Consider the following 16,624-nt stretch of genomic DNA (forward strand, 5'->3'; position numbering starts at 1 on the left):
CAAGAGCCAAAAAGTTATTTCCATTTTCAGCCCTAAAACAGAAAATACTATATAAAAATTAGAAATTTCTGTCTAAACAAACGGGCGCAGCTTAACTTGATCATCCTACTGAGGGAGGTTGCTTTATTTTGAAAAAGGTTACTAATCCAGCGGATTTGTGATTACAAAACGATATTTGAGCTGAGATTCTAGTCTAAATACTTGTGTGATAAATTCTTAACTTCCTAATTTTTCCTTTAGCCTCACCCTTGTAATATAGATATATCCTAATGTTTATTTTTGGGACAGTAACTAAATCTAAATATTTATGGAAACTAAAACAATTTTATTATTTGTAGTAATAATAGCTATTCTGGCATTTTGTGTCTATCTGCTATCTAATGTCGGCGAATTTATTCGAGGATTTGAAGATGGTTTTAATGCGGCCAAAAATAAATAAAAACCTTAAATTTAAACGGATGAAAAAACACTTTATTCTTCTATTACTTTTTTTTATAATCACTTTTAGTGGTTTTGCGCAGGGGAATTCGATGCTGTGGAAAATCTCGGGAAATGGACTTAAACAAGATTCCTATCTGTTTGGTACGATCCACATGTTGTGCCCTGACGATTTTGAGATCAAACAAAAATGCCTGGATGCGCTTAATTCGAGTCAGAAAGTCGTATTTGAAGTGGATCTGTCGAAACCTGAAAATATGGAGGTCCTACAGGCATTTGCCGTACCTGACCCTAGTTTTATTAAAAACTTTACCGATAGCGAAGTGCGTAAAATGGATAGCGTCTTGTTGGCACAGCAGCTTTCAATTAAATTATTGGATCATGTTTCACCGGTAACAATGGCTTCCTTATTTTCAATGAAAGGCTTTAATTGTCCTGATCCAACAAAGTTGAAATCATATGAAATTGAGCTATCGGCTCTGGCCTCCGCTCAGGGTAAAACAATTGGCGAACTTGAAACAGCAGATTATCAATTCGGGTTATTGAAAGACTTGATTACGCCAAAGTTATTTATGGACTGGGTATTGCAGTTGGATAAATATCCCGCTCTAACGGCCAAAATGGTCAATGCCTATAAAAATGAAAACCTCAAAGAATTAACTGCATTGATTGAGGATCCTACATGGATGTCTGTCGAACAGAAAGAAAAGCTCTTGACAGGGCGGAATATAAACTGGACAACGATTATTCCGAATTTGATCAAAGACCAGGGTTGCTTTATTGCTGTGGGAGCTGGACACCTGTCTGGTGAAAAGGGCTTGATCTCGTTACTTAGAGCAAAAGGTTATAGCTTGACGGCAATTGATTAGGATTGTTATTTTTTGAGATAAAGGAAGTATAGTCCCTTGATAGAATACGCTTATTGTTTTTCGATGGTCTCATCGTTTTATATGGAGTGCCCTTTTATTTATTGTGGGATCTAAAGAAAGAGCTGGCGGCAATTAAAGATCGCCTATATCATAAAGTTTCGAATGCATGATGGGTTTATGGCATTGTCATTATTATCGGTGTCGTTCTTAATGAATTGATTCATGGTATTGTATTCGTATCCTTTGCGAAGCAAGGTTTCAAATCTATAAAGTTTGGAATTATTTGGAAAATGCTCACCCCATATGCTCATTGCAAAGAACCGTTACGGGTAAGACCTTATATGTTAGGTGTAGTTATGCCTTAAAGTTTTAATTTATAACTTATGAAGTCGCTTAAGATCACTATCTAAAATGAAAAACGGACAATTTACGATGTGAAAATTGTCCGTTTTAGCTGGTTAAATTATTCTTTCATAACTTACTGTTGTAAAGGTTTATCCATATAGACTTATCATACAGTTTCATCAAAAAGGAAATACATGTCAAAATATATAAATCGATTGTTGAAATTACCTGTGCTTTATTTATATACTCTTATGATAGTTTCTTATCTGAGTATTGATGTTTTGTGTCACGTAATACTTATTGATTTATTCAAGTTTGAATCGGTTTCAAATGCGGTAACTCGAGATCAAAGTATATTGAAAATATTCATATATGCACTAATTTTAGGGCCATTTTTTGAGACATTACTATTTCAATTTATACCCGTAAAACTTCTGTCTACATATGTTTTTTTTAAAAAGAAAAAAATATGGATAGTTTTAATTTCTGCCCTTCTTTTCGCTTTGACTCATTTATATAGCTCTTATTATTTCATTTATACTTTTTTGATGGGTATAAATTTAGTCTTATTCTTTTTTATTATGGAGTTTAAGAATAAAGGTTCAGGACTTTGGCATACCACATTGCTACATGCTATTATTAATCTAATGGTTTTTATCCATAAATATTTTAGATAAGAAAATTTTGGCGTGCAGTAATCGATTTCCAAAAAAATAGTCGAAATTGATGGGGGATAAGCTACATTGTACATTTTATAATGGTGTTTCTGATTGGAGCCAAAATGTTGCTATATTTGAGCGAAATCTAAATAGTTGAGCTTTATAAAAGATGTATGCTACGAACAAAGTAAAGTTAACAGAATTCTGAATATAAACTGGATAACGATTATTCCGAATTTGATCAAAGATCAGGGTTGCTTTATTACTGTGTGAGCTGGACACCTCTCTGGTGAAAAGGGCTTGATCTGGTTACTTAGAGCAACAGGTTATAGCTTGATAGTAATTGATTTTATCTATGGATTGGGTTTACATCTATTGGTGAGCTTTATAGCCGTTCTCATGAAAATATAGGTATAAAAATAATGAGTTGCGCTACAGGCATGGCCAATATAGTAGCCTTTTAGTAGGTTGACTATGCATATGAAACTAAAATTTACATTTATTCTGATCTGTTTGTTAGCCGGGCTATTATGCAAAGCGCAGATACAGTTTGTCGGCGCTCAGAATAAGTTGCCAATTCCCTCATTAAATATTTACAATGAAAAAGGGACATTGATTGGATTTACAGATAAAACTGGTGTAACTCAGTTTCTCGATAATGGAGTGAAGAAGCAAAAACTACCATTAGCAGTTACGGTACAACATATCTCCTATGAAAACAAAACCTTTTCATTAGTATCGCTGGACGATAAACAACTATATTTTTTGGAGTCAAGACCTCAAGTCTTAAAAGAAGTCACTGTTACGGCAAAGCCAAAAGAAGTCGTGGTATTGAAAGGGTATTTCCGCTCCCTAGAGACATTTGATCATCAGTATAAGTATTTTTCGGACGGAATTGTAGAGTTTTATATTCCGTTGAAGAAGGGTAAACCTAAATATAGATTGATTGATTATCGTGTGTTTGTAGATTCTATTGTCGCTAAGGATTATAATGCAAAAATGCGATCTTTCTTCCAGATTCCTAGGATTACGGAAATAGATAATAGAAAATTAGCGGATCGATTAAATGATCTCGTTAAGGAAAACGATACGTCTAGCCGTATTCGCTTGTTGAAAAAAGGAAATGAGGTAGGGCACCTGACGACAGATGCTGATCGAAGTAATGTTCAATTGTATTTGGATAAGGTGTTGCCAGATACTGTAGTGAATGAAAAACTTTTTAGCCTAGAGGCGAAGACGTTTCACGAGGTTACAATTGAAAATTATAATGCAACCGAATTAAACAGCATGACGCCTTTCAATTTAACAGCCCTTTACCAAAATATTGTTGCGTCTTTAAAACGCAAAAAGGAATACGGCCATATCCCTTGTGAGATACTTAATGAATTTTATGTCATGGAGAATGGGTATATAACGGAAGAGGAATATAAATCTAATCAAAAGGGCTTGACGAAGAGTATTTACACAACGCTCCAAAAAAGCAATTATAAGACACGATTTTGGGAGAAGTTGGAAGACTATCATATTCCAGCGATCAACGATGGACTGGTAAAACAACTTGGTGAAAATCTCCAATTGATTAATTGATATTTAACGGTAATTTGTCGCTATGTAACCACAGGTTGTGGTACAACTATATCATAATGTCTATTTTTGGGACAATAGTTAAATCTAAATAATTATGGAAATTAAGAAACTTTTAAAATTTGCAGCAGTAGTAGTGGTGCTCGCTCTCATCGTTTATGTCATCATGAATAGTAGCGCCTTTATTGATGCATTTAATGAAGGGTATAATAGGACCAGAAATAAATAAGTAGAATTATAGAAGATTATTGGATACTGTTAATCCCTAATTAATTAATAAAGGCCAAATAAAAAGGACTGAAATGAAATTTGAAATAAGAATAGGATTTATTATCGGGATATTAACGATGATTTCTGTCTTGGCCAATGCACAAATTAAAGTCATTGATAGCCTAACACAGGAACCTATAAGTGGTGTCAATCTGTATGCGGATAACGGTAGCTTACTTGGTGCAACAAATATAGCCGGAGAAGTTGTGTTGGATTCGTTGAAACAGGAAAAAACCGTGAATCTAACTTTTCAGCATGTTGCCTATAGTAGCTTGATGGTGCCTTTTTCGGAAGTAAAGACGATGGGCAAGATCAAAATAGTTCCCCGATCAATTAAGATTGATGAGGTAGCGATAGGCGATCGGAGTAAGGCTGACTATGTTGTTTTAAAAGGGTATTTTCGGAACCTTGCTTTACTTAATGATAAGATGGGATATTTTGTCGATGGCATAATTTCGTATTATATTCCACTAAAGAATAAGAAAGAAAAGGTTCGGTTTATTCTGAAGGGGTACCGCATTTTTGAAAATAAAGGTGCTACGCAAGATCTCGCAGATAAGATGGGAACTTTTTTTTCCTATAATCCAAGCGTGATCAATCTTAAAAACACTTCGATCGCCTATCAGTTGCCGAAAGGATTTCGGTTGGAGAAGGATAAAGGTCGGCGGTTTATAAAACAAGGGAGTACAAACATGGGCTTTGTACAAGTTTCCAACGAGGGAAAAGGGCAGGTATATCTAAATCGGGTAGCGCCGGGTACCTCAATTGACCGAAAGATATTTAAAATACAGGGCCGTCAACATAGTGGCGTAACGATAGAAACGTATGCGCATGTAACTCCGGATAATTTAACAATGGATCATTTGGTCAGTGTCGTGAGGTCAGCTGTCGCTAGCGTTAAGAAAAAGAGCCAAGCTGAAAATATGCCGATAGAGTCATCTGATGAATTTTATGTGCTTGAAAAGGAGTATATCTCCACAAATCAATTTACTGAATACAAAAAGCAATTTGCAAAAAGTATATTTCTGAAAGGAAGCAGTGATTATCAGCGCACCTATTGGAATGATCTCGATAGCTACGGAATCCCCGCTTTGCCTAAAGGGATTAAAGATCAATTGGGAAATATTTTAAAAATTAAAGAGTAGCCTTATCGGAGCTTACCATCGAATTATCAAAAATTGAAACCTAACCCGATGAAATACATGCTATATACGTTGGTTATTAGTGTTTTTTTTATTGTATTTGTAAATAGTTTTGATGGCTTTTATGCTCGGGGTGAATAGAGAGGTCGGTGATATATTTGAAAAATAAACGAATGGATGCCAGCTTTTTAAAAAAAGTATAAATTCCTGAAAAATTAAAAGTTAGATACTTGCAGGATTCAAATCTTCTTATTAACTTTGCACCTCGGTTGGGGTGTTACGTCCTGGCCGATGAATGTTACGTTATTTGCTTCCAACTTACTAACAGACATTTAACAAAATTAAATTCAAAACAAAATGGCAAAAGAAGTCAGTGCGTTAGTAAAATTACAAGTTAAGGGCGGAGCTGCGAATCCTTCACCTCCAGTAGGACCTGCATTAGGTGCTAAAGGTGTGAATATCATGGATTTCTGTAAGCAGTTTAACGCTCGTACGCAAGACAAACCAGGTCAAATATTGCCTGTTGTCATTACAGTTTACGCTGATAAATCATTTGATTTTATCATCAAGACTCCACCGGTAGCAGTTCAGTTGAAAGACGCTGCGAAATTAAAAAGTGGATCTGGCGAGCCTAACCGTAAAAAAGTTGCGGCTATCACTTGGGAACAAGTTGAGACAATCGCTAAAGATAAAATGCCTGATTTAAATGCATTTACTGTAGAGGCTGCTATGAAAATGGTAGCTGGTACAGCACGTAGTATGGGTATTACTGTATCAGGTAATGCTCCTTGGAACAATTAATTAAGAAATCAATTTAAGAAAAGTGGCTAGATTAACAAAAAATCAAAAAGCGGCACTATCCAAAATTGAAGCTGGTAAAGCATACTCTTTGAAAGAAGCTTCGGCTTTAGTTAAAGAAATCTCATTGACCAAATTTGATGCTTCTGTGGATATCGACGTTCGTTTGGGCGTAGATCCTCGTAAAGCAAATCAAATGGTTCGTGGTATTGCAACATTACCTCACGGTACTGGTAAAACTGTTCGTGTTTTAGTTTTATGTACTCCTGATAAGGAAGAAGAAGCTAAAGCGGCAGGTGCAGACTACGTAGGTTTAGATGATTACATCAGCAAAATTGAAGGTGGTTGGACTGACGTTGATATCATTATTACTATGCCTAGTGTTATGGCTAAAGTTGGTAAATTGGGTCGTATTTTAGGTCCAAGAAACTTGATGCCTAACCCTAAAACTGGTACAGTTACAACAGAAGTTGGTAAAGCTGTAACAGATGTAAAAGGTGGTAAGATCGATTTCAAAGTTGACAAAACCGGTATCATCCATACTTCTATTGGTAAAGCGTCGTTCGATGCAGATAAGATATATGATAACGCACTAGAGGTATTACAAACTCTAGCTCGTTTGAAACCATCTGCAGCTAAAGGAACTTACTTTAAAAGTATTCACATTTCCTCAACTATGAGTCCTGGTATTCATATTGAGACTAAATCAGTAGCAGGTATTTAATCATGAGAAAAGAAGAAAAACAAGAAATTGTTCTAGCTTTGGCCGAACAGATTAAATCTTACGGTAACTTCTACATTACCGATACTGCTGAGTTGTCAGTTGAAAAAGTGAATAACATTCGTCGTAAATGTTTTGAACAAGGCATCGAGATTAAAGCTGTAAAAAACACTTTAATCAAGAAAGCATTAATCGAAGCTGGTGTTGATGAAGAAGAAATCTTTGGAACGCTTAAAGGAGCGTCTACAATGATGTTTTCAGAAGTCGCTAATGCGCCTGCGAAATTAATCAAAGAATTGCGTAAATCAGGTGAAAAACCGTTGTTAAAAGCGGCTTTCATTGAAGCAACTGCATTCGTTGGAGATAATCAATTAACTGCATTAGTTAATCTTAAATCTAAAAACGAACTTATTGCGGACGTTATCGCAGCCTTGGAATCTCCTGCGAAAAATGTTATTTCAGCTCTTCAATCAGGAGGAAATACTGTTGCAGGTTTAGTAAAAGCTTTAGAAGAAAGAGGTTAACGAATCCTCTAGAACAGAAACATTCGTTACAATTTAATTAACAATTTTTATAAAGTACATTCAAAAATTCAAAATAAAATGGCAGATTTAAAACAACTTGCTGAACAGTTAGTTAACTTAACAGTAAAAGAAGTTAAAGAATTAGCTGATATCTTAAAAGACGAGTATGGCATCGAGCCTGCTGCTGCTGCTGTTGCTGTAGCTGCTGCTCCAGCTGAAGGTGGTGCTGCTGCTGCAGAAGAGAAAACTTCATTTGACGTTATCTTGAAAGAAGCTGGTGGTCAAAAATTAGCTGTAGTTAAATTGGTTAAAGATTTAGCTGGATTAGGCTTGAAAGAAGCTAAAGATTTAGTTGACGGAGCACCTAAAGAATTAAAAGCTGGTGTATCTAAAGACGAAGCAGAAGCTTTGAAAAAACAATTAGAAGAAGCTGGTGCTGTTGTTGAGATTAAATAATCTCAACTAATTAGCCCGAAAAGGTTTAGACTCTGACGATTTTTCGTCAGAGTCTATTCCTATTTATATCAATACGCCACTATGCTGTGTATATGCTGGGCACAGTGGAAAGGTGGTTTACAGCATAAGTGTAAGCGCAGTTTTTTTAAAACTAAAATTCATATTCCCTTGGCAAACAATAATATTCAACAAGAAAGAATAAACTTTGCGACAAGTAAGAAAGTATTGGAATATCCAGATTTCTTAGATGTGCAATTGGAATCTTTCAAGGAGTTTTTTCAATTAGAAACTACTTCTGACAACCGCCATCAGGAAGGGCTGTTCAAGGTATTCTCGGAAAACTTCCCTATTTCTGATTCAAGAAACATTTTTGTGCTAGAGTTTTTGGATTATTTCATTGATCCACCACGTTATGATATCCAAGAGTGTATCGAGCGCGGCTTGACTTATAGCGTTCCTTTAAAGGCTAAGTTAAAGTTATCTTGTAATGATGAAGAACACGAAGATTTCGAAACTATTGTTCAGGATGTATATTTAGGGACTATCCCTTATATGACTCCTAAAGGTACTTTCGTGGTAAATGGTGCAGAGCGTGTCATCGTATCGCAATTACACCGTTCACCAGGCGTTTTCTTTGGTCAAAGTAGACACACAAATGGTACTAAACTTTATTCTGCAAGGGTAATTCCTTTCAAAGGATCTTGGATCGAATTTGCAACTGACGTAAATAACGTCATGTATGCGTACATCGACCGTAAAAAGAAATTCCCAGTTACGACCTTATTGCGTGCTATCGGTTACGATTCGGATAAAGATATCTTAGAATTGTTCGATTTAGCGGATGAAGTAAAAGTTAGTAAATCTGGTCTTAAAAAATATGTTGGTCGTCGTCTTGCGGCTAGGGTATTGAAAAAATGGGTAGAAGATTTCGTGGATGAGGATACAGGTGAAGTTGTATCTATCGACCGTAACGAAATTATCCTTGAGCGTGAAACTGTTCTAGAAGAAGATCACATTGATTTGATTATCGAAGCTGGCGTTAAGTCTATTATCTTAGCGAAAGATGATGAATCAAACAATGCGGACTATTCTATTATATATAACACTTTACAAAAAGATACGTCCAACTCAGAAAAAGAAGCGGTAGAACATATCTATCGTCAATTGCGTAACGCTGAACCACCAGATGAGGAAACTGCTCGTGGTATCATCGATCGTTTATTCTTCTCTGACAAACGTTACGATTTAGGTGATGTAGGTCGTTACCGTATCAATCGTAAGTTGAAGTTGGGAACTCCGGACGATACGAAAGTATTAACCCGTGAGGATATCATTGCGATTGTGAAGTATTTGATCAATTTGATCAACTCTAAAGCTGAAGTAGATGATATTGACCACTTGTCAAACCGTCGTGTACGTACTGTAGGTGAACAATTATATGCTCAATTTGGTGTAGGTCTATCTCGTATGGCCCGTACAATCCGTGAGCGTATGAACATTCGTGATAATGAGGTGTTTACGCCGACCGATTTGATTAATGCTCGTACACTTTCGTCCGTAATCAATTCGTTCTTTGGTACAAACCAGTTGTCTCAGTTCATGGACCAGACTAATCCTCTTGCTGAAATTACGCATAAGCGTCGTTTGTCAGCTTTAGGTCCAGGTGGTCTTTCTCGTGAGCGTGCAGGTTTCGAGGTTCGTGACGTTCACTATACACACTACGGTCGTCTTTGTACAATTGAAACTCCTGAGGGTCCAAACATCGGTTTGATCTCCTCATTGGCTGTACATGCGAAAATTAACCACTTAGGATTTATCGAGACTCCTTACCGTAAGGTAAAAGATGGGGTTGTTGTGGTTGACGAGCCAGTCGTATATTTATCTGCTGAGGATGAAGATGGTAAAACAATCGCACAAGCGAATGCTTTGTATGATGACAAAGGTAATTTCGAAGATGCGAAAGTGAAAGCCAGATATGAGGGTGACTTCCCAATTATCGAGCCTAATATGCTTGATTATATGGACGTTGCTCCAAACCAAATTACATCTATTGCGGCTTCATTAATTCCTTTCTTGGAACATGATGATGCCAACCGTGCATTGATGGGATCGAACATGCAACGTCAGGCCGTGCCTGTATTGCGTCCACAAGCTCCTATCGTAGGTACTGGTCTTGAAGGTCGTGTAGCGAAAGATTCACGTACATTGATCAATGCGGAAGGTCATGGTGTAGTAGAATATGTAGATGCTGATGAAATCAAAATCCGTTACGACAGAAACGACGATGATCGTCTTGTATCATTCGATGATGATGTCAAAACGTATAAATTGATCAAATTCAAGAAAACCAACCAAAATACATGTATGAACTTGAAACCTATCGTTAAGAAAGGTCAACGAGTTGAACCAGGACAGGTATTATGTGAAGGTTATGCAACTGAAAATGGTGAATTGGCATTAGGTCGTAACTTGAAAGTAGCATTCATGCCTTGGCAAGGATATAACTTTGAGGATGCGATCGTAATTTCTGAGCGTGTAGCGAAAGAAGACTGGTTTACTTCTCTTCACATTGAAGAATTCGAACTTGAAGTTCGTGATACAAAACGTGGTGAAGAAGAGTTAACAGCTGATATTCCTAACGTATCTGAAGAAGCGACAAAAGACTTAGACGAAAACGGTATTATCCGTATCGGTGCTGAAGTTGGTGGTGGTGATATCTTAATTGGTAAAATCACACCTAAAGGTGAGTCAGATCCTTCTCCAGAAGAGAAATTATTACGTGCAATCTTTGGTGACAAAGCTGGTGACGTGAAAGATGCTTCATTGAAAACTCCACCATCATTAAAAGGTGTTGTTATTGATACGAAGTTATTCTCGCGTGCGAAGAAAATGTCTAAAGAGGTTGAGCGTAAAACTTTAGAGAAACTAGAGGTTGCTCACGATAGAGCAGTTAAATCATTGAAAGATCGTTTGGTTGAAAAATTATTCACTGTCGTGAATGGTAAAACAAGCCAAGGGGTATACAATGTCTATAAAGAGTTGTTGGTTGCTAAGGGAGCTAAGTTTACGCAAAAAATCCTGGCTGAATTAGATTACAACAACATCAACCCAATGGGATGGACAACTGACGAAGATAAAAACGAGTTGATCAAAATGGCTCTTCATAATTACAATATCAAGATTAATGAAGAGTTAGGTTCATTCAAACGTGATAAATTCGCAGTATCTGTCGGTGATGAACTTCCATCAGGAATTGTGCAGATGGCTAAAGTTTACGTTGCTAAAAAACGTAAGTTGAAAGTAGGGGATAAGATGGCCGGTCGTCACGGTAACAAAGGTATCGTTGCACGTATCGTACGTGATGAGGATATGCCATTCTTAGAAGATGGAACACCAGTTGATATCGTGTTGAACCCACTAGGGGTACCTTCACGGATGAACTTGGGACAGATCTACGAGACCGTATTGGGTTGGGCAGGTCAAAAATTGGGTGTGAAATTTGCTACACCTATCTTTGATGGTGCTGAAATGGATCAGGTACAAGATTGGGTTGCGAAAGCTGGCCTACCAAAATCTGGACGTACATATTTGTACAACGGATTGACAGGTGACCGTTTCGATCAACCGACGACAGTGGGTGTAATCTACATGTTGAAATTAGGTCACATGGTTGATGATAAAATGCACGCACGTTCAATCGGTCCGTACTCATTGATCACACAACAACCTCTGGGTGGTAAAGCGCAATTCGGTGGTCAACGTTTCGGTGAGATGGAGGTTTGGGCATTGGAAGCATTCGGTGCGTCTAACATCCTTCAAGAAATCTTGACTGTGAAATCGGATGACGTGGTTGGTCGTGCCAAAACTTACGAGGCAATCGTAAAAGGTAACAACCTTCCGACACCATCGGTACCAGAATCGTTCAACGTATTGGTACACGAGTTACGTGGATTGGGTCTAGATATCACATTGGATTAATTAAGCAAATAGGGCTTTGAAGGGCTTAGTCCTTCAAAGCTTCTTTATAAAGCTTTAACTTTTGAATAAGTATGTCTTACAAAAAAGATAATAAAATTAAAAGCAACTTCACTTCGATTACGATCAGCTTGGCTTCTCCAGAAACTATTTTGGAACGCTCAAGTGGTGAAGTTACAAAACCGGAAACGATTAACTATCGTACCTACAAACCAGAACGTGACGGTTTATTCTGTGAGCGCATTTTTGGTCCTGTGAAGGACTACGAATGTCACTGTGGTAAATACAAACGTATCCGTTATAAAGGTATCGTATGTGACCGTTGTGGTGTTGAAGTAACTGAGAAAAAAGTACGTCGTGAGCGTATGGGACACATCAATTTGGTTGTTCCTGTTGCACACATCTGGTATTTCCGTTCTCTTCCTAATAAAATTGGTTATTTATTGGGACTTCCTACCAAGAAATTGGATATGATCATTTACTACGAACGTTATGTGGTTATCCAAGCTGGTATTAAAGAAGAAGATGGTATCAACTTTATGGACTTCTTGACTGAAGAAGAATATTTAGATATTTTAGATACCTTACCAAAAGAAAATCAATATTTAGACGATAACGATCCTCAAAAATTCGTTGCCAAGATGGGTGCTGAGGCGTTAGAAGATTTGTTGAAACGTATTGATTTGGATCAATTGTCATACGATTTACGTCACCAAGCTGCTAACGAAACTTCTCAACAACGTAAAAATGAAGCGTTAAAACGCCTTCATGTGGTTGAGGCTTTCCGTAGTTCACGTGAAAATATCGAGAATCGTCCAGAATGGATGATTGTGAAAATCGTTCCAATCATTCCACCTGAATTACGTCCTTTAGTGCCTTTGGATGGTGGTCGTTTTGCGACTTCGGATTTGAATGACTTATATCGTCGTGTGATTATCCGTAACAACCGTCTAAAACGTTTGATCGAAATCAAGGCTCCTGAAGTAATCTTACGTAACGAAAAACGTATGCTTCAAGAAGCGGTAGACTCTTTGTTTGACAACTCACGTAAAGTGAACGCTGTTAAGACAGAAGGTAACCGTGCATTGAAGTCTTTATCTGATATTTTGAAAGGTAAACAAGGTCGTTTCCGTCAAAACTTGTTAGGTAAGCGTGTGGATTATTCGGCTCGTTCGGTAATTGTTGTAGGTCCTCACTTGAAATTACACGAGTGTGGTCTTCCTAAAGATATGGCTGCAGAACTTTACAAACCGTTTATCATTCGTAAGATGATCGAGCGTGGTATTGTAAAAACAGTAAAATCAGCTAAAAAAATCGTTGATCGTAAAGATCCTGTGGTATGGGATATCCTTGAAAATGTATTGAAAGGTCACCCTGTATTGCTAAACCGTGCACCTACGCTTCACCGTTTGGGTATTCAGGCTTTCCAACCTACATTAGTAGAGGGTAAAGCTATTCAATTACACCCATTAGTGTGTACAGCGTTCAACGCCGATTTTGACGGTGACCAGATGGCAGTCCACTTACCGCTTGGTAATGCTGCAGTTTTGGAAGCCCAAATCTTAATGTTAGGTGCGCACAATATCTTAAACCCTGCGAATGGTTCTCCAATCACAGTACCATCTCAAGACATGGTATTGGGTCTTTACTATATTACTAAAGGCCGTAGAACTGCTGGCGATCACATCGTAAGAGGTCAAGATATGACTTTCTATTCGGCTGAAGAGGTTATCATCGCTTTAAATGAGAAGCAAATTGACCTTCACGCTTGGATTAAAGTAAAAACAAAAGTTAGACAAAAAGATGGTAGCATCGTTGATACCTTATTAGAAACAACTGTAGGTCGTGTGATCTTCAACCAAGTTGTTCCTGACGAAATGGGATTTGTCAATGAATTGCTTACGAAAAAATCTTTGCGTAATATCATCGGTGAAATTGTGAAGACTACGGGTATGGCCCGTGCAGCACAGTTCTTGGATGATATGAAAGAATTGGGATATCAAACGGCCTTCAAAGGTGGTCTTTCGTTCAACTTGGAAGATTTGAACATTCCTGCTGCGAAAGCTGAATTGATTCAACAAGCAACTAACGAGGTTGAAGAAGTAATGAATAACTATAACATGGGTTTCATTACAAACAACGAACGTTACAACCAAATCATCGATATCTGGACGCGTATCAACAACAGATTGACGGCACACGTTATGGATATTCTTTCGAATGATAACCAAGGATTCAACTCAGTTTACATGATGTTGGATTCTGGAGCCCGTGGTTCGAAAGAGCAGATCCGTCAGTTATGTGGTATGCGTGGTTTGATGGCGAAACCTCAAAAATCAGGTACTTCTGGTGGTGAGATTATCGAAAACCCGATCTTGTCAAACTTTAAAGAAGGTTTGTCCGTATTGGAGTACTTTATCTCTACCCACGGTGCGCGTAAAGGTCTTGCCGATACAGCATTGAAAACAGCGGATGCGGGTTACTTGACACGTCGTTTACATGACGTAGCGCAAGATATGATCGTTGTGGAACAAGATTGTGGTGGTTTACGTGGTATTTATACAACAGCATTGAAAGATAATGATGATGTTGTTGAACCATTGTTCGATCGTATTTTGGGTCGTACACCATTGCATGATGTTCTTCATCCGGATACTGACGAATTGATCGTTTCTGCAAATGAAGATATCACTGAGGAAATTGCCGAAACTATCGAAAAAGCAGGTATCGAAGGAATTGAGATTCGTACGGTATTAACTTGTGAGTCTAAGCGTGGTGTTTGTGCTTGTTGTTACGGACGTAACTTGGCGTCAGGTAAGCGTGTTCAGTTAGGTGAAGCTGTGGGTGTTATCGCCGCTCAATCAATTGGTGAGCCAGGTACACAGTTGACACTTCGTACATTCCACGTGGGTGGTACGGCATCGAACATTGCTGCTGATTCAAGTATCATTTCTAAATACGATGGTAAAATCGAATTTGAAAACGTACGTACTGTTTCGCAAACAAACGATAATGGCACACATCAGGTAGTCTTAGGACGTTCTGGTGAGGTTAAGATCATTGATGCACATAATAAAATCGTATTCCAACAAAATATCCCTTATGGTTCACAGTTGTTCGTTGAGGATGGCGGTACAGTAGCTAAAGGCGATAAATTGGTCGAATGGGATCCATATAATGCAGTAATTATTTCTGAATTTGCTGGTAAAGTTGAATTTGACGCAATTATCGAAGGTGTTACCTTCCGTGAAGAGTCAGATGAGCAAACTGGTCACAAAGAGAAGGTAATTATTGAAACACGTGATAAAACGAAAAACCCATCCATCAAGATTCTTGATAAATCGGGAGAGGTTATTCGTACCTACAATATCCCGGTAGGCGCCCACGTTGCAGTTGCTAATGGTGTAACAGTGAAAGAAGGTGGTATCCTCGTTAAAATCCCTCGTTCTACAGGTAAAACGCGAGATATCACAGGTGGTCTACCACGTGTAACGGAGTTATTCGAAGCACGTAACCCTTCTAACCCTGCTGTAGTAACAGAAATCGACGGTGTGGTAACATTGGGTGGTGTGAAACGTGGTAACCGTGAGATGTCTATCGAGTCTCGTGATGGTCAAATCAAGAAATACTTGGTACCTCTTTCTAAACATATCCTTGTTCAGGATAATGACTTTGTGAAAGCTGGTATGCCATTATCAGATGGTTCGATCTCTCCTGCGGATATCTTGTCGATCAAAGGTCCATCAGCAGTGCAACATTACATTGTGAATGGTATCCAAGAGGTATACCGTCTGCAAGGTGTGAAGATCAACGATAAACACTTCGAGACGATCGTTCACCAAATGATGCAAAAAGTTAACATCGAAGATCCAGGAGATACTCGTTTCTTAGAAAAAGAAGCCGTTAACAAATGGGATTTCATGGAAGAAAATGATTCTTTGTTTGACAAGAAAGTTGTTGTTGATGCAGGGGACTCTAATAATTTACGTCCGGGACAAATTGTTTCTTTACGTAAGTTGAGAGAAGAGAACTCTAGTCTGAAACGTCGTGACTTAAAACTTGTTGAAGTTCGTGAAGCAATTCCGGCTACTTCAAGTCCATTGTTGCAAGGTATTACCAGAGCTTCATTGGGTACGAAATCGTTCATCTCTGCTGCCTCTTTCCAAGAGACTACAAAAGTGTTGAACGAGGCTGCTATCGCAGGTAAACGTGATAACTTATTAGGTTTGAAAGAAAACGTAATTGTTGGTCACTTGATCCCTTCTGGTACAGGTATCCGTCAATACAGCAATTTAATCGTGGGCTCTCGCGAGGAGTACGATCAATTGTTGGCTTCGAAAGAAGAAGATTAATCGTTACTCGATTATTTTATATAGGAAGGTCCAGACATTCGTCTGGACCTTTTTTGTTTCGATAACGACCTTATATGATATTGAAGAAGGTCGTAAAATATATTTAGCTTGCTTTTTTAGCGGTGAAATTGCTTGTTAAGGAAGGGGGCGAACTGAAATTTATAGCAAGCAGCTTGGCCGTTTAATTGGTTAATTTTACCTGATAGGACGGTTTAAAGCATAGCTATCTTAAATGAATCGTTCAATGTTACAGTTAGTTAACTTTAATATTAAAAAATAATAAACAAAAGGCTTGGAAGTCTGCCCGAAAACTCCCTATCTTTGCACCACTCCGCAAGGGAGGGACGGTTACTTCGAGAGAAGGAGCCATGAAAAAAGAAGGGTTTAAGAGAAGTCTGGCAGGATCAAAAATCCCGCCCGGTTTAAGTTTAAACGCGGAAATCGAAAAAAGGGAAAAGAAAAAAAACTTCAAAAAGTTTTTGGAAGTTCAG

At 38.0% G+C, this 16,624-nt stretch carries 12 protein-coding genes; all 12 read left to right on the top strand.

The features are described 5' to 3' along the window. Nucleotides 1–307: 307 nt before the first annotated feature. The 12 genes from L1283_RS27565 (at nucleotide 308) to rpoC (ending at nucleotide 16,133) form a co-directional block, all read left to right on the top strand. The gene (locus tag L1283_RS27565) at nucleotides 308–439 is read left to right on the top strand and encodes a hypothetical protein (RefSeq protein WP_262896115.1); all 132 of its coding nucleotides are present in this window, start codon (nucleotides 308–310) and stop codon (nucleotides 437–439) included. A 19-nt stretch (nucleotides 440–458) separates the two neighbouring features. Next, nucleotides 459–1,307 (top strand): TraB/GumN family protein, encoded by an 849-nt coding sequence (locus tag L1283_RS27570; protein WP_157698365.1) that lies wholly within the window; start codon nucleotides 459–461, stop codon nucleotides 1,305–1,307. A 194-nt stretch (nucleotides 1,308–1,501) separates the two neighbouring features. Then, nucleotides 1,502–1,672, top strand: a complete 171-nt coding sequence (locus L1283_RS27575; RefSeq protein WP_368072491.1) for a DUF3267 domain-containing protein — start codon at nucleotides 1,502–1,504, stop codon at nucleotides 1,670–1,672. Nucleotides 1,673–1,903: 231 nt separating this feature from the next. Then, nucleotides 1,904–2,329: a CPBP family glutamic-type intramembrane protease gene (locus tag L1283_RS27580; RefSeq protein ID WP_376747257.1), complete on the top strand. Its 426-nt coding sequence runs from the start codon at nucleotides 1,904–1,906 to the stop codon at nucleotides 2,327–2,329. Nucleotides 2,330–2,791: 462 nt separating this feature from the next. Then, nucleotides 2,792–3,898 (top strand): hypothetical protein, encoded by a 1,107-nt coding sequence (locus L1283_RS27585; RefSeq protein WP_145329983.1) that lies wholly within the window; start codon nucleotides 2,792–2,794, stop codon nucleotides 3,896–3,898. A 299-nt stretch (nucleotides 3,899–4,197) separates the two neighbouring features. After that, nucleotides 4,198–5,310 carry a hypothetical protein gene (locus L1283_RS27590; protein WP_286775307.1) on the top strand — a complete coding sequence of 371 codons (1,113 nt, stop codon included), beginning with the start codon at nucleotides 4,198–4,200 and terminating at the stop codon, nucleotides 5,308–5,310. 354 nt (nucleotides 5,311–5,664) lie between these two features. Continuing rightward, entirely contained in the window at nucleotides 5,665–6,108 is a 444-nt protein-coding gene (rplK, locus tag L1283_RS27595; protein ID WP_286775308.1) for a 50S ribosomal protein L11, read from the top strand. A gap of 22 nt (nucleotides 6,109–6,130) precedes the next feature. Then, nucleotides 6,131–6,829: a 50S ribosomal protein L1 gene (rplA, locus tag L1283_RS27600; protein WP_046672240.1), complete on the top strand. Its 699-nt coding sequence runs from the start codon at nucleotides 6,131–6,133 to the stop codon at nucleotides 6,827–6,829. Nucleotides 6,830–6,831: 2 nt separating this feature from the next. Then, nucleotides 6,832–7,350, top strand: coding sequence for a 50S ribosomal protein L10 (gene rplJ / locus L1283_RS27605; RefSeq protein ID WP_046672239.1), 519 nt, complete (start codon nucleotides 6,832–6,834; stop codon nucleotides 7,348–7,350). Between the two features lie 78 nt (nucleotides 7,351–7,428). Further along, the gene (rplL, locus tag L1283_RS27610) at nucleotides 7,429–7,806 is read left to right on the top strand and encodes a 50S ribosomal protein L7/L12 (RefSeq protein ID WP_002992785.1); all 378 of its coding nucleotides are present in this window, start codon (nucleotides 7,429–7,431) and stop codon (nucleotides 7,804–7,806) included. Between the two features lie 168 nt (nucleotides 7,807–7,974). Beyond that, nucleotides 7,975–11,784, top strand: a complete 3,810-nt coding sequence (gene rpoB, locus L1283_RS27615; RefSeq protein ID WP_046672286.1) for a DNA-directed RNA polymerase subunit beta — start codon at nucleotides 7,975–7,977, stop codon at nucleotides 11,782–11,784. Between the two features lie 71 nt (nucleotides 11,785–11,855). Further along, nucleotides 11,856–16,133 (top strand): DNA-directed RNA polymerase subunit beta', encoded by a 4,278-nt coding sequence (gene rpoC / locus L1283_RS27620; RefSeq protein ID WP_070566328.1) that lies wholly within the window; start codon nucleotides 11,856–11,858, stop codon nucleotides 16,131–16,133. Nucleotides 16,134–16,624: the final 491 nt, after the last annotated feature.

The sequence above is a fragment of the Sphingobacterium sp. HSC-15S19 genome, from assembly GCF_050433745.1.
Taxonomy (GTDB): domain Bacteria; phylum Bacteroidota; class Bacteroidia; order Sphingobacteriales; family Sphingobacteriaceae; genus Sphingobacterium; species Sphingobacterium siyangense.

Coding starts and splice junctions, on each gene's coding strand:
- L1283_RS27565 (WP_262896115.1), top strand. CDS start 308: ATGGAAACTAAAACAATTTTATTATTTGTAGTAATAATAGCTATTCTG.
- L1283_RS27570 (WP_157698365.1), top strand. CDS start 459: ATGAAAAAACACTTTATTCTTCTATTACTTTTTTTTATAATCACTTTT.
- L1283_RS27580 (WP_376747257.1), top strand. CDS start 1,904: ATGATAGTTTCTTATCTGAGTATTGATGTTTTGTGTCACGTAATACTT.
- L1283_RS27585 (WP_145329983.1), top strand. CDS start 2,792: ATGAAACTAAAATTTACATTTATTCTGATCTGTTTGTTAGCCGGGCTA.
- L1283_RS27590 (WP_286775307.1), top strand. CDS start 4,198: ATGAAATTTGAAATAAGAATAGGATTTATTATCGGGATATTAACGATG.
- rplK (WP_286775308.1), top strand. CDS start 5,665: ATGGCAAAAGAAGTCAGTGCGTTAGTAAAATTACAAGTTAAGGGCGGA.
- rplJ (WP_046672239.1), top strand. CDS start 6,832: ATGAGAAAAGAAGAAAAACAAGAAATTGTTCTAGCTTTGGCCGAACAG.
- rplL (WP_002992785.1), top strand. CDS start 7,429: ATGGCAGATTTAAAACAACTTGCTGAACAGTTAGTTAACTTAACAGTA.
- rpoC (WP_070566328.1), top strand. CDS start 11,856: ATGTCTTACAAAAAAGATAATAAAATTAAAAGCAACTTCACTTCGATT.